The organism is Hahella sp. HN01, assembly GCF_018986435.1.
In the GTDB taxonomy this organism is placed as follows: Bacteria; Pseudomonadota; Gammaproteobacteria; order Pseudomonadales; family Oleiphilaceae; genus Hahella.
The window spans coordinates 1-22,871 of sequence record NZ_JAHMIN010000016.1; the positions used below are offsets into that span (position 1 = coordinate 1).

Annotated in this window: 19 protein-coding genes and 1 tRNA gene; 11 read left to right on the forward strand and 9 right to left on the reverse strand. The window is 54.4% G+C overall.

Annotated features, from left to right (window positions below):
* Window positions 1-27 precede the first annotated feature (27 nt).
* From KP814_RS16250 to KP814_RS16260, 3 genes are read left to right on the forward strand one after another with little or no spacing between them, the layout of a single operon-like run.
* On the forward strand, window positions 28-444 hold the full coding sequence (locus KP814_RS16250; protein WP_216737734.1) for a single-stranded DNA-binding protein: 417 nt from the start codon (window positions 28-30) through the stop codon (window positions 442-444).
* A gap of 30 nt (window positions 445-474) precedes the next feature.
* Window positions 475-693, forward strand: coding sequence for an excisionase family protein (gene xisR / locus KP814_RS16255; RefSeq protein ID WP_216737735.1), 219 nt, complete (start codon window positions 475-477; stop codon window positions 691-693).
* Window positions 690-1,943 carry an Arm DNA-binding domain-containing protein gene (locus KP814_RS16260; protein WP_216737736.1) on the forward strand — a complete coding sequence of 418 codons (1,254 nt, stop codon included), beginning with the start codon at window positions 690-692 and terminating at the stop codon, window positions 1,941-1,943. Before xisR ends, KP814_RS16260 begins: the two co-directional genes overlap by 4 nt.
* A gap of 113 nt (window positions 1,944-2,056) precedes the next feature.
* Here the strand turns inward: KP814_RS16260 and KP814_RS16265 are convergent.
* From KP814_RS16265 to KP814_RS16275, 3 genes are all read right to left on the reverse strand, one after another.
* A tRNA-Ser gene (locus tag KP814_RS16265) sits at window positions 2,057-2,147 on the reverse strand.
* 124 nt (window positions 2,148-2,271) lie between these two features.
* Entirely contained in the window at window positions 2,272-3,096 is an 825-nt protein-coding gene (locus KP814_RS16270) for a protein-glutamate O-methyltransferase CheR (RefSeq protein WP_216737842.1), read from the reverse strand.
* A 69-nt stretch (window positions 3,097-3,165) separates the two neighbouring features.
* Entirely contained in the window at window positions 3,166-4,110 is a 945-nt protein-coding gene (locus KP814_RS16275; RefSeq protein ID WP_011398482.1) for a chemotaxis protein CheV, read from the reverse strand.
* Window positions 4,111-4,289: 179 nt separating this feature from the next.
* Between KP814_RS16275 and flgA the strand changes: the two genes are divergently transcribed.
* The 3 genes from flgA to KP814_RS16290 all read left to right on the forward strand — a co-directional run bounded on the left by flgA (window position 4,290) and on the right by KP814_RS16290 (window position 5,923).
* Entirely contained in the window at window positions 4,290-5,000 is a 711-nt protein-coding gene (gene flgA / locus KP814_RS16280; protein WP_216737737.1) for a flagellar basal body P-ring formation chaperone FlgA, read from the forward strand.
* Window positions 5,001-5,125: 125 nt separating this feature from the next.
* On the forward strand, window positions 5,126-5,440 hold the full coding sequence (gene flgM / locus KP814_RS16285) for a flagellar biosynthesis anti-sigma factor FlgM (RefSeq protein WP_216737738.1): 315 nt from the start codon (window positions 5,126-5,128) through the stop codon (window positions 5,438-5,440).
* An 18-nt stretch (window positions 5,441-5,458) separates the two neighbouring features.
* Window positions 5,459-5,923 (forward strand): flagella synthesis protein FlgN, encoded by a 465-nt coding sequence (locus tag KP814_RS16290; RefSeq protein ID WP_216737739.1) that lies wholly within the window; start codon window positions 5,459-5,461, stop codon window positions 5,921-5,923.
* A gap of 120 nt (window positions 5,924-6,043) precedes the next feature.
* On the opposite strand, the gene KP814_RS16295 is transcribed toward KP814_RS16290, so the two are convergent.
* The gene (locus tag KP814_RS16295; protein WP_216737740.1) at window positions 6,044-6,802 is read right to left on the reverse strand and encodes a type II secretion protein ATPase; all 759 of its coding nucleotides are present in this window, start codon (window positions 6,800-6,802) and stop codon (window positions 6,044-6,046) included.
* A gap of 319 nt (window positions 6,803-7,121) precedes the next feature.
* Here KP814_RS16295 and KP814_RS16300 point away from each other — a divergent pair, with 319 nt between their 5' ends.
* The 4 genes from KP814_RS16300 to KP814_RS16315 are packed head-to-tail and all read left to right on the forward strand — an operon-like array spanning window position 7,122 to window position 11,525.
* Window positions 7,122-8,429 carry a diguanylate cyclase gene (locus KP814_RS16300; protein ID WP_216737741.1) on the forward strand — a complete coding sequence of 436 codons (1,308 nt, stop codon included), beginning with the start codon at window positions 7,122-7,124 and terminating at the stop codon, window positions 8,427-8,429.
* Entirely contained in the window at window positions 8,429-9,019 is a 591-nt protein-coding gene (locus KP814_RS16305) for a peptidylprolyl isomerase (RefSeq protein WP_371824065.1), read from the forward strand. Before KP814_RS16300 ends, KP814_RS16305 begins: the two co-directional genes overlap by 1 nt.
* Window positions 9,016-10,896, forward strand: coding sequence for a bifunctional tRNA (5-methylaminomethyl-2-thiouridine)(34)-methyltransferase MnmD/FAD-dependent 5-carboxymethylaminomethyl-2-thiouridine(34) oxidoreductase MnmC (gene mnmC / locus KP814_RS16310; RefSeq protein ID WP_216737742.1), 1,881 nt, complete (start codon window positions 9,016-9,018; stop codon window positions 10,894-10,896). Before KP814_RS16305 ends, mnmC begins: the two co-directional genes overlap by 4 nt.
* 53 nt (window positions 10,897-10,949) lie before the next feature.
* Window positions 10,950-11,525, forward strand: coding sequence for a CBS domain-containing protein (locus KP814_RS16315; RefSeq protein ID WP_216737743.1), 576 nt, complete (start codon window positions 10,950-10,952; stop codon window positions 11,523-11,525).
* A gap of 13 nt (window positions 11,526-11,538) precedes the next feature.
* Here KP814_RS16315 and KP814_RS16320 read toward each other — a convergent pair whose 3' ends face one another.
* The 4 genes from KP814_RS16320 to smc form a co-directional block, all read right to left on the reverse strand.
* Window positions 11,539-14,223: a hypothetical protein gene (locus KP814_RS16320; protein WP_216737744.1), complete on the reverse strand. Its 2,685-nt coding sequence runs from the start codon at window positions 14,221-14,223 to the stop codon at window positions 11,539-11,541.
* 246 nt (window positions 14,224-14,469) lie between these two features.
* Window positions 14,470-16,518: an NAD-dependent DNA ligase LigA gene (gene ligA / locus KP814_RS16325; RefSeq protein ID WP_216737745.1), complete on the reverse strand. Its 2,049-nt coding sequence runs from the start codon at window positions 16,516-16,518 to the stop codon at window positions 14,470-14,472.
* Window positions 16,519-16,696: 178 nt separating this feature from the next.
* Window positions 16,697-18,055, reverse strand: coding sequence for a cell division protein ZipA (gene zipA / locus KP814_RS16330; protein ID WP_216737746.1), 1,359 nt, complete (start codon window positions 18,053-18,055; stop codon window positions 16,697-16,699).
* Window positions 18,056-18,176: 121 nt separating this feature from the next.
* A complete protein-coding gene (gene smc, locus KP814_RS16335; protein ID WP_216737747.1) occupies window positions 18,177-21,665 on the reverse strand; it encodes a chromosome segregation protein SMC in 3,489 nt (1,162 codons plus the stop codon).
* Window positions 21,666-21,916: 251 nt separating this feature from the next.
* Here smc and KP814_RS16340 point away from each other — a divergent pair, with 251 nt between their 5' ends.
* Window positions 21,917-22,114 (forward strand): DUF6316 family protein, encoded by a 198-nt coding sequence (locus tag KP814_RS16340; RefSeq protein WP_127969476.1) that lies wholly within the window; start codon window positions 21,917-21,919, stop codon window positions 22,112-22,114.
* A gap of 19 nt (window positions 22,115-22,133) precedes the next feature.
* Here KP814_RS16340 and KP814_RS16345 read toward each other — a convergent pair whose 3' ends face one another.
* Entirely contained in the window at window positions 22,134-22,799 is a 666-nt protein-coding gene (locus KP814_RS16345; protein WP_011398496.1) for a GntR family transcriptional regulator, read from the reverse strand.
* Window positions 22,800-22,871: the final 72 nt, after the last annotated feature.

Below are 22,871 nucleotides of genomic sequence, written 5' to 3' on the forward strand. Positions count from 1 at the left end.
CTCAATTAGGATCAAGTAGGAGATTTTATGTTTATTAAATTGTGCGCCCTCGGGCGTGACGCCGAACTGAGATACACCCCAAGCGGACAGGCAGTGGCTACGCTCGCCCTCGCCTACAGCATCGGCCACGGCGACAACAGGCGGACCCAGTGGATCGACGGCGCGCTCTGGGGGGACCGTGCGATCTCGCTGGAGCCACACCTGACCAAAGGCACAAAGCTGGTCGTGACGGCTGACGATTTGGAGTTGGAGCAGTTCACCAAGGGCGACGGCACACCCAGCGCCAAGATTCGCTGCAGGATAGTAAAGGTCGACTTTGCGAGCCCGAAACAAACCCAGCCTGCACCGCAACCATACAGGCCAGCAACGCCGCCACAGCCACCAGTTCAGATGCCAACCACAGGCCAGGCATATGACAACTTTGACGACGACATTCCTTTTTGAATGACACAAATCTAAACCAAAAGGACTTTTATGAACGACTTAAAAAATATTTCCGTAACGCCCGCTAAATGGGTTGCCCCGAAGCTTCTTATAGCAATTTTCGGGATCACTGTAGGGGCGGCAAAAAAATACCGCGAGCGCGGCAACTGGTGCGAAGGCATCCACTACAAGCGCCATCCAGGCAACTGCCGTGGATGGGTATACAACCGAGAAGAAATTGAAAAGTGGCTAGGAGAAGCTGCGGCATGAGTCTACCGAAGGGTATAACGAAGTTACCTCCCGGTGTAGAAATTCACGGTCAATGGCTGCGGATACGTTTTTCGTACCGCGGCCGGTACTACCGGGAACCCATCACCACGAAGATCACCAAGGGAAATATTGAGTACGCAAAAAACAAGCGCCAAACCATTAAGAATGAAATCTTAGAGGGACGGTTTGACTACGCACACCACTTCCCCAACTCACCCAACGCCCTAAAAGTTGATGGCTATGAAGCCACCGACATTAAGCGCACGGTGGAGGCAGGCATAGAGAAGTGGCTGAAAGTTCAGGAGGCGAAGAAAGCCCCCTCCACTTTCAAAAACTACAAAGTAAAAGCCAAGCACGTCCAGCGAAAGTTCCAAGCGCGGAGAATTTCAGACGTCACAAAATCCGATCTGGAACTATTCCAGACCGAGCTACTAAAAAGCGGCCTGAACCCAAAGACCGTAAACGACATATTCACGATAGTTCGGGGCGTGTGGGCAGATGCTTTTTCAGATGGGTTACTGAAGAGTAACCCGCTTGAGCGGATCAACAACCTGGAAAACGAAAAGGAGGATACAGCAGACCCTTTTACTTCCGCCGAACTGGAGCAGCTTGGAAAGCTCACGGACTACAGGCCGCAAGACGTGCATCTGATTATGTTCAACTGCTGGGCGGGGCTATCGGTATCAGAGGCGATCGCCCTCGCCTGGGAGGATGTCGACACAACAAGATGGACAATCAAAGTACAGCGCGCCCGCGTGCATTCTGAATACAAGGTGCCGAAGGAGCGCTCAAGGGTGCGAGAAGTAGAATTGATCGACCCTGCCATTGAATGGCTAAAACGTCAGAAACCATATTCGTTTATGCAGGAGCCGCACGAAATCAGAGTCAGGCAACGGGATAACGTCACGTTCAAATATGAGACCGTGCGCTTTGTATTTCTAAATGCGATTTCAAATCAGCCGTGGTACGACAACAGCCTTAGAAGATGGCAGGCCTATCTATTACGAAAGGCAGGAATTAGACACCGAGGACCCAACCAATGCCGGCACACTTTTGCAAGCCAGCTTTTAAGTCGCTACGTTCCGCAGGAGTGGATTGCGCGCCAACTTGGTCACTCTGACACGACAATGATAAAAAAACATTACGGGAAATGGATTCCTGATGATTCTCCCAGCATGGCTCGCTGGGTGTCAGAAAAGCTCTCAGATTCGCCCAAAAATAGCCCAGAAAAAAATCAGGTTTTTTCTTAGTAATCAGAAGGTTATATGGGACATAGCAGATCTAGAAACTTGCTGTATTAGCCCAGATTTAGCCCAAGCCGCATGCCTGAATTTCTAAATGATTGAATTAGAAGGGAATTCAATGGCGGTGAGGGAGGGATTCGAACCCTCGATACGGGGTGACCGTATACACGCTTTCCAGGCGTGCTCCTTCAACCGCTCGGACACCTCACCAGAGAACCAAAACAGGATTATTGCAACCCGTGTTTTGAGGTGCGCTAATGTATACGAATGCCCCTCGAAAGGCAACCTCTAATATTCCCTATCGCGCAAATATTTCACTGCGGCTTGCGGGGAGCTACTTCGCTCTATAAATGATGCCCGGGCTGCAGTGCACCATCTCGAACTTATCCGGGAGATTCCCCAGGGACTCCGAGGCGCCGAGAATCAGATAGCCGCCCGGCTTCAGAGCGGAGTGCATGCGGGACAGAATGTCCTTCTTCAGCTCCGCCGAGAAATAGATCAGCACGTTGCGACAGAAAATCACGTCGAACTTTCCTAGTAATGAATAGGAGTCCAGCAGGTTCAATGATCGAAACTCCACGCAACGAGCAACCTCCGGCTTGATTTTCCAGGAACCGTTGGGGGTCTTGGTGAAGTAATTGGTCATGCGCTCCTTGGACAACCCTCGCCCAATGGCCAGCATTTCGTATTCGCCCTTGCGCGCGGCGCTGAGCACACTGGCGGACAGGTCTGTCGCCACAATGCTGAGGGAAGCGCGCATGCCGCCCAGGTTTTTACGACGGTATTCATCCGTCACCATAGAAATGGAATACGGCTCCTGCCCTGTTGAGCAAGCCGCCGACCAAACGCGAATCTGTGTGACACCTTTGTTGGCGTTCAGCTCTGGGAGTATTTTTTCTTCCAGAATCCGGAATGGATGAACATCCCTGAACCAAAGGGTTTCGTTGGTGGTCATCGCATCGACCACCGCCTCCCGCAAAGGTGAGCGCATGGATCGACTCATTTTGTCGACCAGCTCGCCCACGGTCTCAATCTTTTCATCCGCCATAATTCGCCGCAGGCGGCTTTGCACTAAGTATTGCTTGTTATCGCCTAGTACAATGCCACATGCTTTTTGGAGGAAATCCCGAAACTTATCGTAGTCTGCGTTATTAACCAGAAAATATCCTGCCCTGACCGGTTATGCGCCAAGCGCGTCGACAGCTGAAGGTAATTACGCCAGCCGGTGTTATTGTCTTCTTTCTTCTATCGTTTTCAGCACAGATGTCACTCGCTGCGCCAGCTCATCGGGGTTGAACTTGGCCATGAAATCATCTGCGCCGACTTTCGCCACCATCGCCTTGTTGAAAACGCCGCTTAAAGACGTGTGCAGCATGATGTACAAATCCTTCAATGAAGGATCATTTTTGCAGTTGGTCGTCAGCGTGTAGCCATCCATTTCAGGCATCTCTACGTCTGAAATCATCAGACTGAGATGATCGTCAATGCGACTGCCGTCAGCGACCAGCGAACGAAGATAATCCAAGGCCTGGCGACCGTCATTTTTGGTGACGACCTCAACGCCCACCGCATCCATACAATGTACGATCTGGCGGCGCGCCACAGTGGAGTCGTCCACCACCAGCACTTTATGCTCAATCGCCTTGGCGGCCAGTTCCTTATCGATGAATTCATCCGCGACGGTATCCCGAGTTGGAGAGACCTCGGCGAGAATCTTCTCCACATCAATGACTTCAATCAGCTTGTTTTCCAAGCGGGTCACCGCCGTCAAATAATTGTCTTTGCCTGCGCCTTTTGGCGGCGGATGCATATCTTCCCAATTCATATTGACGATACGCTCCACCCCGGACACCAGAAAGCCCTGGGTCTTACGGTTGTATTCCGTGATGATGACAAAGCAGTTGTTGACGTCTTTTTCAGGAACGGGCATCTGCCCGGTGGCCATTCCCATGTCAAGTATAGGGATGGTTTCACCGCGAATATGAGCCACACCCCTGACCACCGGATGTCGTTTAGGCATCATTGTCAGCTTCGGGCATTGCAGAACTTCCTTAACCTTAAAAACGTTAATTCCGTATATCTGCTCACCCTGCAGCCGAAACAGGAGCAACTCCAGGCGGTTCTGTCCGACTAACTGAGTACGTTGGTTTACGCTGTCTAATACCCCGGCCATAAAGGGCGCTCCGCTGTTTGTTGTAGATTACCGAACTATCGGATCGGGGCGCTGACGAGGTGGCGCCCCGCATGAGCTCGCCAGCCCGGCACAGACTTTGCGTGCCTTGTCGCACACCGTCATTTTATTGGCGACGCGCAAGCGGCTACCCGGTAGCTAAGTAAAGCATAGGACAAAAAATGAAAATACGCATAACCGGCTTGATGTATATCGGCATTCTCGTTTTTTCAGCCCCGGCCTTATGCAATTCCATTCCGGTCTGGCGGCAACAAACTTCCGTTGCTGTGGAAGAATTTATGATGCGATTCGCTGCAGCGGCGGCTGAACAGCTTCAGGAACGGGTTGTTTATGAGGTCTCCGAACCTGACTCCCGCCTTAACTTCTCCCCTTGTGAACAGACGCCAGCTGTCAAGGAAGCCAGCTCCAACGGCGGAAGACTGACGCTAAAGGTAAGCTGCGACACCCCAAGCCCCTGGCAGATCTACGTGCCCGTACAAATGGAGCGGTATAGACAAATCGTGACCATCAAATCCGGCGTGCCGCGGGATTACGCGCTGGCGCCAGAGGATCTGGAAACCAAAGAGTTGAATATCATCGACTTACGCTATGGTTTCTACACAAATACCGCAGACGTGGTCGGCATGATCACGCGACGCCCTGTCACAGCAGGCTCCGCGCCCTATCCAAATATGCTGGAAGCGCCTAAACTTATTAATAAGGGCGACATGGTGGTGATAGAAGCGGCCACTTCCCACTTCAGCGTGAAAATGCCGGGGGTCGCCATGGCGGATGGCAGACGCGGTCAACAGATCATGGTGAAGAACAGCTCCAGCAACCGCATGGTACGGGCGGAAGTCATAGGATCAGGCCACGTCAGAACGCCCCTGTGAACGTACAGGTCGCGCTGTTTCAGGTAGAATGGCGACATTCATAAAATAATTCTGAAAATCTCGCTAAAGTTTCCCTGCATTGAGCCGATAAGTTAGTTAATTAAAGTTTTTAAGAGAGTAAGGCCATGAATATCAAGGGTGTCGGTTCACCTCCAGTGAACGATATCAAGTCCCGGGAAAACCTGCAGAAGACTGAGAAAGTCGATGTAGACGCCGGGAAAAATGCGGCGGCTCCCGAAAAAAGCGGAGATTCCGGGGATAAAGTCGTCCTCAGTTCGCAGGCTCAGAACATCAGGAAAGTCGAACAGCAACTGGCGAAACTGCCCGACGTGGATAGCGAACGGGTGGAAAAGATCAAAAAAGCGCTGGCCGACGGGTCCTATCAGATCAATTCACGCAGTGTGGCAGAGAAATTGCTTAATTTTGAGCAAGACTTCTGATAACACTGTGAGGGCATCATGTCCGCCGATCTGAAAGTATTTATTGATCTGCTTAAACAGGATCTACAAACTCTCTCCCAACTTGAAGATGTGCTGCAGCAGGAACGCGACTCTCTGGAGCAAAGCGATATTGAAACGCTGCAGCGCATCATCGAATGCAAGCTCCCCCTCCTGCAACAAATCGAAAGCCATGCGCGCACTCGTACGCAGTGGGTCAGCAAAACCGGTCTGCCCATCGATCGCTTTCTCTCTCTGCTGAAGGAAAAAGCGCCTCCCGTGATGAAGCTTTACCGCCAGTGCGAAAGCAGCCTCGCCAACATACACAAGCTGAATGAAGTCAACGGACGCATTATCGCCCGCTCACAGCAGCGCACGACCAAGATGATGCAGATCATCCGCGGCCAGTCCCAGCAAATGCAGCTGTACGGCAAAAACGGCGTGGAGAAAAGCGTTGGCGACGCCCAGGCCATCGCGCAGGCTTAGATTCCTGGACATAAAAAAGGCCGCAAACTGCGCGGCCTGAAACAACATCGTCTAAGGAAAAGATCCGCAACCGACGGAGCGCTCTAACTACCTCGCCCGCCGTGCGGAGGAACCGTCTACTCAGTAGGGTTTCACCACGATATACGAGTTATCGCTAAACTCGATCCCTTCCAAATGAATACTGCCCATGGTGGGACCATCCGCCGATACCCCCATCGGCCGAATATTGTTGAAACTGACCCGCTCGATATGATTCGGAAGCGTCACGTTCATGCCGCCGTCTTCATTAAACAAAGGTTTGATGCGGGAGGGATCGATTTGCACGCCGACCACTTCAACTTCGGCGTCCAGGACATTAGTGATTGGAAGCAATAGTTTTCCGAGAGACCCGAGCACCTGAACCCCGTCCAGCCCAGGCAATTCATCAGGATTATCAGAATTCTGACCTTCCAGCTGGGCCTTCGCGGCCATGTTGTAAAATTGCTGGAACTCTTCAGTGAAACCCTGCGCGCCGACATTGCTCATTTCACTGTCATCCAGCGCCTGCAGCCCCGACGCATTTTGATACAGGGTTTCAGAGGCTACCGGTGAAGATTCATTTTCAGACTGAGAGGCGGCGAACGCCACCATGGGCTGGAACGGCGCCACGGCCATAGCGACGAACGCCGCGGCGTAGCGATACCGGCTTTGGTGCCGGAGGGTACGTTGCAGCTCCTTGTCAGTTATCCAGCCAAAATCTACTAGCAATTCACCAAGGCGTTGACCATTAACGGTCTGCGCCGTTAATGCTTCATTAAGCTGACCTTCGGTAATGTATCCCCGGTTCACCAGGAGGCGACCTAGGCGGGATCTTTCAATAGCTTGCTGCTGAGTCGCCATGACTATAACTCCTTTTTTATTGAGTAGTAGCTCTTTAATAATGGAAGATGTTTAAAACTTGTACACCCGAGATAGGTTAATTTTTGTATGGGTTTTGCTATCGCCTACAACCAAGTATTAATGACTTACTACCGAGTATTAGCGGCCAACGCCGCAATATCTCTCGCCACAACGCCTAGATGCCTGAAACTTTTAAGGAATTTCTAATAATTTGTCGCTTATAACGCTGGCGGTAAAAGCATGGTTGGTTACACTTTTATAGAAGAGCCGGTTTTCAATACCTGAGACGCTTGCAGCAACCACACCCCAGGGGGCGGATTTGTCATTACCGAACAGTCACCAGGATATGTCCGCAGATACCGCGACCTACGTTCGCAGACTGCTGGACAACGGCATGCACGGACTGCAATTCGAAGGCGAATTGGAAAGCGAGTTTGAGCGTTATCACTTGAACCGTTATCTGCATCTGAACCGGGTATACCCACTACTGGGCGCGCTGGTGCTGGTGTTCTTCACATTCGCCGATCATTTAGTGATTCCCGCTCTATTTGAACAAACCCTGCAAATCAGAGTAGCGGACGCTCTCGGCATCATTCTGGTGACGCTGGCCAGCCGACTCGCCTGGGTGCGCAATCGTTATCAGATGACCCTGTGCCTGGGGGCGTTGTGCATTCACCTAAGCCTGATCGCCATCGCCATGAAGGCCGCCGCCATTGATCAGTTTCATTACCAGACCGGCTCGATCATCTCCGTCATATTCGTCTGCACGGTGCTGCGCCTGCAGTTCCACTACATATTTCCCTTTGCCCTACTGATGTGGCTGTCCCAGGTGCTGGCGATGCACTTTCTCATGCATCTGCACGCCTCGCAGTTCACTGAGCTGCTGTTCCTGCACACCTTTGTCACGCTGATTTCAGTATTGGTGTGTTATCGGGTGGAATACGAAACCCGTAAAAACTTCCTGCAACAGTTGCTCCTGCTGTATGAGCAAGAAGAGCTGCGCGCCGCCCATGCAGAACTGGAGCGGCTTTCCTTGATGGACAGCCTGACCCAGGTCGCAAATCGCCGCCACTTCAACAAAAGTCTGGAGACGGAATGGAATCGTTGCCTGCGCGACGACAAACCTCTGGCGCTGTTGATGGTGGATGTGGACTTCTTCAAAGCCTATAACGACGCCTACGGACATCAGCGTGGCGACGACTGCCTCATTAATGTCGCCGACTGCCTGACGCAAACGTCTCGTCGCGCCGCCGACTTGGTCGCCCGCTACGGCGGCGAAGAGTTTGCCGTCATTTTGCCTCATGCGGATCAGGCGTCAGCGCAGCGTCTAGCGGAACAGATTGTGCGCCAGATCTACGAACTCAACATAGAGAACGAAGGCTCACCGGAGCTGAAACGCCTGACCGTCAGCGTAGGTTTCAGCGCGCTCGCCCCATCCCAGGGCGACGCCCCCAACACATTGATTTCTCAAGCCGACAGCGCGCTTTACATGGCAAAACGAAAAGGTAAGAATCGTGCCCACGGTTTTCCCGCCAACGAGACCTCTGAGACAGCGGAACCCGTCAGCTCAGAGGACGAAGGCGAACCGAACATCCACGACGAATCCGAAAGCAATGGAGAAATCTAGTGAGACACAGCGTAAATGCGGGCAAAAGAGGATTACTTGGCCTGGCTTTCTGGGCGATCAGTTTGACGGCGATGGCCGCCGACCTGCCGACAGCCACCATCAGCACTTCCGAGGGCGACATCAAGATCAAGTTGTTCAGCGACAAGGCGCCAGTCACCGTTGAGAACTTCGTCGGCTATATCAAAGACGGCTACTACGACGGCTTGATCTTTCACCGCACGATTCCCCAATTCATGATTCAGGGCGGCGGCTTCAAGCCCGACATGGAGAAAAAAGACACTAAAGCGCCGATCAAGAATGAATCCGATAACGGTCTCGCGAACGATCGCGGCACCCTGGCCATGGCCAGAACCAATGATCCTAACTCCGCCACGTCGCAATTCTTCATCAATGTTATCGATAACGCCTATTTGAACGGAGCCAAAGGCAGACCCGGCTATGCGGTATTCGCCGAAGTCGTGTCCGGCATGGATGTAGTGGACAAGATCGCCAACGCGCCGACGCAGAACACCGGCCCTTATCAGAACGTGCCAGTCAAGACCGTCACTATTAACTCCATCAAACTGGATGAGGTTGCAAGCCAGCAGTGAAAGGTCCGCAACTTGATTACGCAGACCTCTCCTGGTCCGACAACGGCGCGCCGATCTCCAACGCTTACGGCGACATCTACTTCTCCAAGGAAAGCGGCCCGGAGGAAACAGATCATGTCTTCCTCACGGGCAATCGCCTGAGAGAGCGTTTCAGCAAGGCGCCGCCGGGCTCCCTATTCACCATTGCGGAAACCGGCTTCGGCAGCGGCCTCAACTTCCTGATGGCCTGGGCGCTTTGGCAAGAATGCGGTCCTGCGGACGGCCACCTGCATTTCACTTCCGTGGAGTTTTGTCCACTGGCGCTGGAAGATCTGACTCGATGTCACCAGGCCTGGCCGCAACTGGCGGAGTTCGCCCGGCAGTTACAAGCGCAATACCCCGCCCCCATGCGGGGCGTGCACCGTTGTCGCTTCATCGATCAGGGCGTCACATTGACGTTATACCTGGGCGATGTGGTGGACTGGCTGACCGATTGCCGCTTTAAAGCCGACGCCTGGTTTCTGGACGGATTCTCGCCAAAACAGAATCCCGAGATGTGGAGCGAATCGTTGTTTCCGCTGATCGCCAGCCACGCTGCGCAGGGTTGCACCGTCGCCACGTTCTCCGCCGCAGGCTTCATCCGTCGCGGCTTAAAAGAGCACGGCTTCAATGTCAGCAAAGCGCCTGGGTTCGGCTATAAAAGAGACATGACCGTCGGCGTATTCCAGACGGAAGAGCCAAGCCAACCCTCCGCCCTTCCCCGCAAGGAAGCCGTGGTGGTTGGATCTGGCCTGTCTGGCGCTAATGTCGCTTATGCCCTCGCTACTCGCGGCTGGAAAGTAACCGTACTGGAAGCAGCGGATCAAATCGCCCCGGACGCGTCAGGCAACCCACAGGGTGCGTTGTACATAAAGCCCGGCGTTGAGTGGAGCATCAACACACGCATCCACGCCAACGCCTTTTTGTACGCCAAACGCTTTTACTCGCAGATCGCCAACCTGCCTGCGCCCATATGGAATCCCTGCGGCGTGCTGCAACTTGCGCATAATGACAAGGAAGCCGTCAGACAGCAGAAGTTCTTCCGACACAATCACTACCCAGAAGAGGTTATCCATCCTCTCACCCAGCAGGAAGCGTCGGAACTTGCCGGCGTCAGCCTGCCAGCCAGCGCCATGCATTTGCCCGGCGGCGGCTGGTTGATTCCGCCGCAGCTATGCGCTCACCTGTTGCAACACCCTAACATTGAGGTGAGATTGAATTCGCCGGTCAGCGCATTAGAGCGCACCAGCGAAGGCGACTGGCGCATCCATATCGATTCCGGTGAGTCCGCACAGAAACTGGAATGCGCTACCGTGATATTGGCAACCGCCAACAATCAGGCCATGCTACCGACTGCAGCAAGCTCCCTCCCCCTCAAACCCATTCGCGGACAAGTCACCACGTTACAGGTGGAGCCCGCCGCATTACCGCAGTTGAATACGGTCTTATGCGGCGAGGGCTATCTGATGCCGCCTATTGAAAACCGACTGGTTACAGGCGCTACGTTTAAGCCCAACTGCGCCGACGCGCTGGTGACTGAGGCGGATAACAACGCTAATCTTGAGCAGCTGTTCCAGCTTACTCCCGCCTTGCGCGACGAGCTAACTGAACGCCCGCCCACCCTGCAAGGACGCGCCTCTGTCAGAAGTGCGTTGCCGGATTACCTGCCCGCCATCGGCCCGCTTATCCCAGAACAGGGAGAGAAAGGTTTATTGATCGTGACTGCAATGGGCTCCAAAGGTCTGGCGTTGGCGCCGCTTGCCGGCGAACTGATAGCAGACAGGCTGGAGGGAACGCCAGCGTCCATCGAAGACAGTCTGATCCAGCGCGTTTTGCCAACCCGCTTCGGCCAGGAGTAGACTGATTGCATTGGGGCGCCAAGCGCGGCGCCCTGTCGCAAGGAGCTTCGTTCATGCCGATCTACCTGGTCGACGCTGGTCACCGCATCATCACGCCGTTGAGCGTGGACCCTCGGGTCAAATCCGTGGAAGAGCTTAAATCCATCTCCGCCATTCACCCCATTGGTCCTCAAGATCAGGGTGCGCGAGAAAACTTTCCCTACTCCGGCAGCGAACAAGGGGGCGCAGCAGAAGGCGATATTTCCCGCCTTAGCGCCCAAGACGTCATGTCATCGCCCGTGCTTTACGGCAAACAGGAATGGAGTCTGGATGAGGGATTGCGCTTTTTACACGAGCACAAAGTAAGACATCTACCGGTGCGGGACGATCAAGAAGTGGTGGGCTTTCTTGTAGAGCGCGAGCTATTGCAGGCGAAACTGGAGCAGCCAGAAGCGACGCTGGCCGCTCTATGCGCGCCTTACCTGATGGTCGGCGACGACGCCGATCTACGCCGGATCTCTCTGGTCCTGGTAGAGAGAGATCTGGACGGCGCGTTGGTGCGCAATGTTCAGGGCGATGTGATTGGCGTACTGACCGCCACCGACATCCTGAAAGCCATCGCCCATTTCGAGGTGGAAGCCTGGGCTTAACCCAGGCCGACCATCAGCAGTCTCCGTTAGGGTCCGCCCGGCAGGCGGCGTTCAAGTCCACGCCATCGACAGTGGAGAGCGCCTTCAGGGTTACCGTCACGCCGCTGTCAGTCTGGGCTTCTTCCACCGAGATCAACTTAGCGCTGCCGAAGGTGGCCAGATTAGAGAGCTTTTCGTTGGCCGCCGCGCCGCGCTGGAAACGCCAAATACTCTTCAGCTTATTTACCTGCTCGCCTTCGCCCGGCTCTTCCCCGTCATCCAACACTTCTTCTTTCACAATGTCATAACGGGCCAGCCAGCCGTCCTCACCGCCCTGAGCTGCGCCAGCGTCAAATATATCCCCCGCCGTCACGCCTGACACATACACTTCATTGCCCAGGGACTTAACATCCAGCACAGAGTCCGCCGCCGCGCCGCCGATTTGCGCATAGGCCGTAATCTCACTGGCGTTTTGATGGTAGGCGAGGTAACCGTCCTGGCCGCCGCGATTGCTCTCTCCACTGACCAGCACGCCATGGGTGTAACCAGCGGAGACGAAACCTTTACTCACCGTACTGACATCGAGCGCCGCATCGTTAAAGCTGGAGCCGATCTGAGCCACACGGCGAGGATCGCCATCGTCGTTATAGGACACAGCAACGGCGTCATAGCCGCCAAGACTGGAGCCGTTATCCTCCACCGCGCCATCGCTGAAACCGACGACATTATGATTGGAGGAGGACTCCGGCGACGCTCCCAGCAACACATCGTCACCAGAGGAGCCAAAGGTTTTGGCGAACATGAGAGCGCCGTTTTTATCAAACTTAATCAGCATGGCGTCGCGACGCCCGGAGTTTTCGCCTTCACCAACCAAGCCTGACGTTGCGCCGACCACCAGCACTTCCTGACTGAGGTCGACAGACAAGGCGCCGGGCTCGTCATCCCAAACGCTGCCAATCTGCTTGGCCCACTGTAATTCGAAAGCGCCGACATTATTGATGCGCTGATACTTCTGCACCACCACATCCTTACCGCCCAGGTCGCTTTCCTGCAGCGGCTCCACGGGAGGCGCGAACAAACCGCCCACCTCAAGTAGCGCGTATATATCCTGGGTGATCTCATCCTCGTTGGCCGGATTGATCTTCTCATACAACCAGATGTCTTTGATGCGCACGGCGTAGGTCGCCGCTTCCAGCTTAATGCTCTGATGCAAGACGCCAAAGCGGTCATAGATCATGATGTCCGAGTTAACAGGTTTGCCGCCTTCTTCACCATTCATTCGTGCAAGAAACAGTTCCGACTGGGACCCCGAAATCGCCTCGGAGACGCTGGCGCCGCTATTGAGCGGCAACTCCACCGCATTCAACCATTGGTTTATGTAGACAGCCAGAGGCTCTTCGTCAGGATTCACCGTGCCGCTGCGTCGCCAATTAAAGGTCACTTTCTCATCCCGCAACGTAGCGTCGCCATTCGCCGTCGCCTGCAGCTTGACGGTTTTACTGGTTTCGCCCGCCTCAAAAGGCACGCTGACGCCGTCCGTAATCAGGCTGCCTGCCCCACCGTCCCCGGTATAAAGACGCAAATCCGCATCTGCGCCCTCAAAGTCGCCGTCGCTGTTATCCGCATCCACGACAAACTCTGCATAAACCGTCTGTTCCGGCTCCTTATCCAGCGTCACTTCCACATTCAGATAATTGCCTTCCGACACCGACGTCTTGGACACCTTAAAGCTGGCGACAGGCTCATTGTCTGTGATGGAGATAGTGGTATTGACCGGATCGGCGAACTCAAGCAGCCCACCTTCGTAGTGAGTGATCGACACCGCAATGTTCTCAGTTTTTTCCGCATCGCGATCGTCATTAATAAATACCGGAATATGACAGTAACGCACGCCCGGATCATAGGTCAGAAAGCCGTCCGCAACAGGGACGACCAGCCCGTCTTTTCTCGCTGTCTCGATAAGAAAATCGCTTCCCGGCGTCGCGCCGTCGCCCGAACCGCTGGTCAGAGAGTAGCGCAGTATGACGCGCTGAACCGAGGGCTGCTCCAGAAATACCGGCAGGTAGTGGAGCTTGGGACGCACCGCCAGCGAATCATCCTGCTGACGCTGTTCAAAGAAAGCGATGTCTTCCTCAGAGAACAGCGGCGTCCCTTCCGCGTCGGTGAAGCACAGCGGAATGACTTCCTTTTCCTCGCCCTCGTCTTCCCGACCGTTATTGTTGGCGTCGATCAACTTCGAGGGACGCTCGCCAACGTCGTTTTCCGCGACCGTCAGCGCTTCCGATTCATAGGTATTGGTGTCGACGAAAATAGAAAAGCGGGTCTCTCCTACACTGGAGCCGTCAGACACCGTCAGCGAAACTTCCTGCGCCTCGCCAGGCGTCAGCGCGTCTTCCGCCGTTCCGCCTCCATTAACGCCGGGAATCCCCCGCATAATAACGCCTTTGCGGAAGGTGTTGTCGACGTACTCCAACGCCAACCAGCGCGGCTGGTTGGTCATGGAAAAGTCCACCAGCCCATCGCCGCCGTCCACACCAAACTCATAGGTGTATTCAACGCCCAGATAAGCGGTTCCTGGTGGTTTTCCCAATATGCGAATGGCTTCGGGCGGCGCGGTATCGCTGCCGCAGGAGGCGAGTAGTAGAGAAGTGATAACCAGCGCAGGCGTTTTCAGCGCCAACTTAACTCCGCTGCGCTGGGCCAGACCCAGGTGACCCATAGATGTGCATTCCACGCTTTATTATTCAAGTTTTACAAAATCTTATAAAACTTTGTTTTTTGTAACCACAGCAGGGGGCCAGAAACCCAACCGGGATCACACTGCCGCCTTTTTATTTGCATCCGATTATTTGTATCCGACAGATAATTCCATTTCTTTGAAAGCGACTAGCACCGTGCTTATCAGCCCCTGGAATGCAAAACGGCCGCAGAAGCGGCCGTTGCAGGGAATCAAAGATCAATGCAATCAGGCGTCGCCGCCCAAATACGCTTGATGCTCTTCCAATAGCTGCTTGAATGCATCTTCATCCAGCACCTTCACGTCAAGATCCTGCGCCTTGGTGAGTTTAGAGCCCGCCTTCTCTCCCGCCACCACAAAACTGGTTTTGGCGGATACGCTACCAGACACCTTCGCGCCGAGACGGGTTAATAAATCCTTCGCTTCGTCACGGCTGTAATCCGCAAGCGTGCCGGTAACCACAGCGGTTTGACCGGACAGCGGCAGCGTCTCCGTGCTGCGCACGACCACTTCAGGCCAGCTCACGCCCTGATTCAACAGCGCACCGATCGTTTCCAGGTTATGCTCCTGTTGAAAGAAGGAACGAATATGGCCTGCGCTGATAGGACCGATATCCGGCGTTTCCACCAAGTCCTCCTCCGTGGCCTGCTTCAGCAGATCCAGAGTTGGGAAGTGTTGCGCCAATACCTTGGCTGTGGCTTCTCCCACTTCCCGGATGCCCAAAGCATAAATGAAGCGGGCGAATGTCGTCTGTTTGGAAACTTCAATTGCATTAATCAGGTTTTGCGCCGACTTGTCCCCCATGCGCTCCAACCCGGCTACATCCGGCGCTTTCAGCGAATACAGGCTGGCGGGTGAGTCGATTAATTCTTTCTCCACCAGCAACTCAACCAGTCGGTCGCCCAAGCCATCGATATCCATGGCTTTGCGGGATGCGAAGTGCTTGATCGCCTCTTTCAGCTGCGCAGAGCAGTTCTCGCCAGAGCAACGCGCTGCCGCTTCACCCTCCAGCTGCAACACATCGGAGCCGCAAAACGGGCAGTGCTTAGGAAAGTCTACTGGAACAGCACCTTCTGGACGACGATCTAGCACCACGCTGACCACCTGAGGAATGACATCCCCCGCTCGGCGAATGATGACCGTATCACCCACATGCACACCCAAGCGACGAATCTCATCCATATTGTGCAGCGTAGCATTGCTGACCGTAGCTCCCCCGACGAATACCGGATTCAAGCGCGCCACAGGTGTCATTACACCGGTCCTGCCTACCTGAAAGTCCACCGCTAACAACTCAGTCATTTCCTCATGGGCGGGGAACTTATACGCGATCGCCCAACGCGGAGCCCGCGAGACGAACCCCAGCTCCTGCTGCAGATCAATACGGTTAACCTTGAACACCACGCCATCGATTTCGTATGGCAATTGGTCACGAATGTTCATGATATGGTGGTAGTAATCCAGGCACTCCTGCGCCCCTGACGCCAACTTCATCTGGCTGTTTATCTTCAGGCCCCACTGCTGCAGTTGAGTGAGGATATCGTGCTGCGTACCCGGCAATTCACCTTCGAAATAGCCTACGCTGTAACAACACATTTCCAGCGCCCGCTTGGCGGTGATGCGCGGATCAAGCTGGCGCAGACTTCCCGCCGCCGCGTTACGCGGGTTAACGAACGTTTTCTCGCCCTTCGCCGCCGCGTCTTTGTTGATGGCGTCGAAAGCGGCCTTGGGCAGATAAATTTCACCGCGCACTTCTAATTCTGCGGGATACCCTTCCCCACGCAATTTAAGCGGAATATTTTTTACCGTCTTAACATTGGCGGTAATGTCTTCACCCGCAGAACCATCGCCGCGAGTCACGCCACGCACCAGATATCCATCGCGATACAACAGGCTGATAGCGATGCCGTCCAGTTTCGGTTCACAACAGTAGTCAATGCGCGCATCTTCCGCTTCCTTGAGGCGTTCACGCACGCGTCGATCGAAGTCCAGCAGATCCTGCTCTTCAAACGCATTGTCCAAAGACAGCATGGGCAGACGGTGAGATACGGTCTCGAAGCCATCCGCAGGCGCAGCGCCCACGCGCTGAGTCGGCGAGTCCGGCGTAATCGTCTGCGGAAATTCCGCCTCGATTTCGCGCAGCCGACGCATAAGACGGTCGTACTCCGCATCGGGAATCGAGGGGTCATCCAGTGTGTAATAACGGTAGTTATGATCGTTGATGGTTTCGCGAAGCGTATTCAGCTCTTCCTGAATGGCGGCAGGGACTTCCGACATGAGTTCATTCTTCCGAGGCAGATTATTGAATAATTATCAGACGACTCCGCCGCACGGGACCCCCAATGCGGCGGAATTGCTAGGTCTTTGATTCGGATTAAAGTATAGCGAATATAACGACAGTATTTTTCGTTACAAGCCAATACTCCGGGACATTCCCGAAAGCGGCGCCCCGGGTTTATACCCGGGACGACAACATGCGACGCTCAAACTCCCTGACGCGTTGACGGCAGTGCTCAATAGTCTGCGCCGTCATGACGCTGCGATTTTCATCCTTGAGTTCGCCGCCCAGATTACGCACCAGGCATTGCGCGGTTTCCACCATGTAGTCGAAGGCGCGCATACTGTTATCCGGTCCAGGCAAGCGCACAAAGAAGCATACGCCAGGAAAGCGCTGCGACGCCATGTCTTTTCCGAATACGCCGGGCTCCATAGCGTTCGCCATACTGAACTGGACAGGACCCTCATCGAAGTCATGTTCGTAACGATGAAAGATCGCCATATCGCCCATCTGCATGCCGCAGGCCTCGACCAGATTGCGTAACGCAACGCCATCGAAGCCTTCTTCGTCCTTGCTCAGCACATTGATCACCAGTATCTCTTGAAGCGTCTTGGACGACTTTCCTGGCGAGCCTGCCCTGCCTCCTTTCTCCTCACGACTTTTCGGCGCCTCATCGCTACGCGGGGTTCCTGCGTGGAGCCCGGTCTGTTGCTGAATCGCGCTGATTTTCTTCAGAAACTTGTCTTTAAACGCAAGCATAGGTTCATGTTGGGATTCCTCATGGGCGACCGGCCTGTCTATCGGCTCCGCATGCAGATCCTCTTCCTTTTCAACTTCATCCTGTGGCTCTTCCTGCTCGAACTCCACCTCAGGCTCTGGCTCATGTTCATGCAGACTGTCGTATCCGCCCTGATATCCCTGCACGCGGAAATTATCCCGCTTCAGAAACTCTTTATAGGGGCTGTCTCTGTATGGGCCGTCGTCATCCGCTTCCGCGTCTTCTTCGACGTACTCCTCTTCATACTGTTCATCCCTAACCTGCTCGAAGCGTTGATAAGGCGAGAAGCTTTCCTGCTCTTCCGGCAGGCGCTCTTCTATCTCGTCCTCTTCCACAAACTCCGGCTCTCTGCGTCCATAGCCCTGGTTTGACATGGACTCTTCCAACGCCTCATCCACTTCCAGAATCGGCGGCTCCGCCATGTCCTGGTCGTAGGGTTCTTCGTCCTGCCGACGCTCTCTTTCTTTAAGCTTCTCAGAGGGTTTGAAGGTAGGTTTGTATTTGACTTCCTTAATCGGCCGAGTGTAGTTCTGCTCCGCAGCTGGCTTGCCGTCTTTGATCACCCTGAAGCCACTGCCTGGCAGTTCTGGATTAAAGTCATCATCGATAGGCGTATTTTCGAAGTTGCCTCCCATACCCTGGGAGATTTCCAATGAATCCTTGCGCGCTCTTCTGACTCGGCGAAAACCATCTATAACCACGCCCAGGATTATGAGCAGGCCTATCATGATCAGCCATTCACGCAAACTGATATCCATTAATCTAATATCCCCAACTAAACATCATCATGGTATTCGCCAACCTGATCCCGCCTGTATTTCTTATCGATTGGCGAGTTAATTTATTCAATTCGCCGCTGCTTTACAATCCAGCGCGCCCTTACAACGCAGCCATTGCGGCCGCTTCTTCAACATCCACGGAAACCAGTCTCGACACGCCGGGCTCATGCATAGTAACCCCCATCAAGTGATCCGCCATTTCCATGGCGATCTTGTTATGGGTAATGTAGATGAACTGCACCTGACCCGACATTTCTTTCACCATTCGAGCATAGCGCCCCACGTTGGCGTCGTCCAATGGCGCGTCCACTTCGTCCAACATACAGAACGGCGCGGGGTTGAGCTGGAAGATGGAAAAGATCAGCGCAATGGCGGTAAGCGCTTTCTCTCCACCCGACAACAAATGAATGGTGCTGTTTTTCTTGCCCGGAGGCCGCGCCATAATGGCGACGCCGGTTTCCAGCAAGTCTTCCCCGGTTAACTCCAGATAGGCGCTACCGCCGCCAAAGACACGGGGAAACAAATTCTGCAGACCTTCGTTGACCTGATCGAAGGTTTCCTTGAACTTGTTGCGGGTTTCGCGATCGATTTTGCGAATCGCGTTCTCCAAGGTCTCCAATGCTTCCTGCAAGTCCTCATGCTGACCATCGAGATAGACTTTACGTTCGGCCTGGGCTTCATATTCCTCAATCGCCGCCAGGTTGATCGCGCCGAGACGCTCCACTTTACCGACGATTTGCTCAATGTCCCGTTGCAACTGTCCTTCGTCCGTATCTTCCGCCAGCAGTCCGATCACATTCTCGAGGTCGTACTGATCCTCCGCCATCTGGTCCCGCAAGGCGTTTTTACGAATATCCGTTTCCCGATGCTGCATGCGTAAAGATTCAATCCGGCTGCGCATGTTCTGGATCACCATTTCATTACGCTGCCGAGACGACTCATCGCCCTGCATCAACTGCTCCAAATCCGCGAGGCGGTTACGTTCGCGGGTCAGGATGTCCTCTTGTTGCATACGCAACTCAAGATAACCTTCGAGACGCTCCTGCAACGCATCATCTGGATCTTGCAGAGTCTGCAGGCTTTCCTCCACCCACTGCATACGTTCACGGTTGCGCCGCAAGTTGGCGTCGCTTTTTTCCAGCGCCTGTCGTATCGACTCTCTCCGCGTGCTGAGCGCGCTGGCGCGTAACTGCATCTGGTGCGCATGCTCCCGATCCATACGCGCCTGAGTGCGCAAACCATCCAGCTTCTGCCGGACGTCATCGCGGCGATTGAGCAACTGCTCCTTCTTTTCCACGCTGCCTTCCAGGTCCATCAAGGCGGCGTTCCACACGCCCTTGCTTTCCTGCAGCCCCATCTGTTCTTCGTCAATCTGGAACTGTATCTCCGCAATCTCTGCGGCGATAGACTCCACTCTGCGTTGGACCTGCTCGCGTCGCGCTTCTTTAGCACTCAAATCGGATTTGGTCTGCAACAATTGCTTGTTGATCTCAACCGATTCCTTTTGCAGCGTTTCCCTTTCTTCATCAAAACGACTCAGGGCCGCGTCAATGGTTTCCTTATCCTGAGACAACGACGCCAACTCCGCCGCCACCTCTTCCATTTCCTGCTCGATTTCCGCCAACCGACGATTGCGCGCGAGCAGACCATCGCCAGTCTGTTTCGCCGGCGGGGCCATAATCCAGTCCCGGCCGACCTGCATGCCGTCTGGCGTCAAAAAGAAAGCGCCATCAGACAGCTCAGAACGACGACCAATCGCCGCAGCAAAACTGTCGGCGGAACGAACGCCGTCCAGCCACGCCGCCACCGCACTGTTGACGGAGCTAGCGCTGGCGAACCGCAATGCCTCGCTGGCGACCTCGTCCTCACACACCAGCGCCACACCTTTGGGCGGGGCATCCTGCAGGCGAGTCAGAAATTCACGGCTGACCACGCGCGCGGACAAGCGAGCGCCCAGCACCGCTTCAAGCGCTGGCTCCCATTGCACCGCAACGCTCAACCGCTCTCCCAGCGTCGGCGCGTGATCAATCTCATGCAGCGCCAGCCACTCCAGCGCCTCCTGTCGGGAAGCCTGGCTATCGTGCTTTTGCAATGCCAACAGCGACGCCTGTTCGCCCTTCAGGGTTTGTTCACGGGTACGAGCGTCATTGATTCTGGCGTTGAGCGATTCTTTACGTTCCTGCTCTCCCTGCTCACGCACCCTCATTTCCTGATGAGACAGCGCCTGTTGATCCGCATGCATTTCCAGCTCCAGCATGCGTTCGCGCAAAATCTCCAAATCTTCATCATCATGAGCGCCGCCGATGAGGCTTTGCTCATCCGCCAGCTTACGCTTGCGCTCCATCAACTGCTGAACCAGTTTCTCCGCCTGCTGAATACGGGACTGCTCCACTTCCGCCGTTTTCTGCAGGTGCGCGGAGCTACGGGAAAAGTCATCCCACTCCTGTTGCCACAATTGCATGGCGTCTTCAGCCTGCGCCAACAACTCCGTGGACTCTTCTGATTTGGCCAGATGCTCTTCCAGCTCCGGCTCAATCATCATCAGCTCTTCTTCCAGCTCCTGAAGATGTTGCTGCTCACGCTCCAATTCTTCATTCAGTTCGCGATTGGTTTCCTGCAACTGCTGCATTTCCGCCTGCAATTGCTGCTCGCGCTCTTTCGCGTTGCGAATCTGCTGTTCCAGTTTGGCGATCTCAGCGCCACTGCCGTAATAATCCGCCTGCGCCCGATTCACCGCTTCATTGGCGTCCGCCCGTTTCTCACGAAAACCTTCCAGGCGGCTGTCAAGAGAGGTGCGTTCGTACAACAGACGCTCCAGCTCAACCTCCTGGCCGCGCAATTCTTCCTGCACACTGGTGGCGTCTTTATCCAGCGTTCGCCATTTCAGAGCATTTAACAGCGCGCGCTTGTCGCGTTCTTCCGCTTTCAACTCTTTGTAACGCTCCGCCGCCTTGGCCTGGCGATGCAGATGCTGCAGCTGTCGATCCAGTTCTTCCCGAATATCAGAAAGCCGCTCCAGGTTTTCCCGAGTCCGCTTCATCCGGGACTCGGTTTCCTTGCGTCGCTCCTTATACTTGGAGATCCCCGCCGCCTCTTCTATAAAAACCCGCAACTCTTCCGGCTTTGATTCAATCAGACGGGAGATCATGCCCTGTTCGATAATGGCGTAACTACGCGGCCCCAGACCGGTGCCTAGAAACAGATCCGTAATGTCTTTACGACGACATTTGTTGCCATTGAGGAAATAGAGTGACTGCGCGTCACGGGTGACTTTGCGCTTGACGGAAATTTCGTTGTAGCTGGAGAACTCGCCCTGCAACACGCCGCCGGCGTTATCGAAGATCAGCTCGATGGAAGCCTGTCCCACCGGTTTTCGGGTGTTGGAGCCATTGAAAATGACGTCCGTCATGGACTCACCGCGCAGGTGCTTGGCGGAACTCTCCCCCATCACCCAACGCACGGCGTCAATAATATTAGATTTGCCGCATCCATTAGGCCCCACCACCGCAGCCATATTGCTGGGGAAATGCACGGTTGTCGGGTCTACGAACGACTTGAAACCGGCAAGCTTGATGGATTTTAGTCTCATGATGCGGAGGCTGCAGGAGCTGTCACAGGGTTTGTCCAGATATGGAGCGGGAGTTTAACGGATTAAACCCGGGCGGACCAGCGCGAAACGCAGCGCTCCCGCGGCTCTAGGCTAAGCGCTTGTATCCGCTGAAATTGTGATGTGACAAGGGCTCAGCAGCAATGATGGGACAGAGCGTCGCAAAAATTATTGATTGAAAATCAGCCAACATGTCACTAAATTAATCTTTAGTCGAACAGGAGTTGTACGCAATGGAAATCAGCAAACGTAGTAACGACCAGCAATCGAACAAACATCACCGCTCAGACCGCTTCTTCGCTGTGGAAGGCAAGTGGTACTACCGCACGCGGGAAAAAATCCATCTAGGGCCTTATGAGGCGCTGGAGGAAGCGGAAGACGGCCTGATCGCCTATCTTCGCTATCTGCATGTAGCGGAACGCAGGGAGTAGTTCGTCCAAGTATTGGGGGTCAGGAAGATTCCTGCAGGATACTGATCACCAGATTCTTTTGATGCTCCGCAAAGCTCTCGATAACCAGCTTCACGCCAGCGAAGTCCCGCTGCTGCACGGCTTGTAATAAGCCGTTGTAGAAGTTCATTGATTGGTAAAGCTCCCCTTTCTTGCGCCTGATCGCCAAATGGTACGTGCGACTGATCGCCGGGCGCAGATTTTCCAGAATTTCCTCAAGATAGGGATTGCTCACCAGCGTCAGGCAGTAACTCATCACCGAAAAACCACTGTCGATGACCGATTCGAATGACGCCTCCTCATTCATCACTGCCCGGTTGATTTGCTGCACCTGGTTCATAACCGGGGCCAAATCGCTCTCCCGCCAGCTCTCCGCTACTTTACGCGCCAGCATCACCAGCAATGACGCATACACGTCATACAAACTTTCCACCTGATTGACGGTGAGGTCCGACACCACTGCGCCACGACGCGGATAGATTTCGATTAAATGACGACGCTCCAGAATCAACAATGCTTCGCGCACTGAGCCGCGACTGACTTCCAGGTCGCCAGCCACCTTAAGCTCCTGAATACGCTCATTGGCCCGCAACTCTCCAGTAATGATCAATCGACCTAAATGTTGCGCAATTTGTTCGGCCAAGCTTTCCGGCGCCTGAAACTTCATATCGGTGTGTTCCTAAAAACTCAGTTTAAGCAAAGAGTTGCGGTAAGAGACACGATTCTAGCATACCCCCGC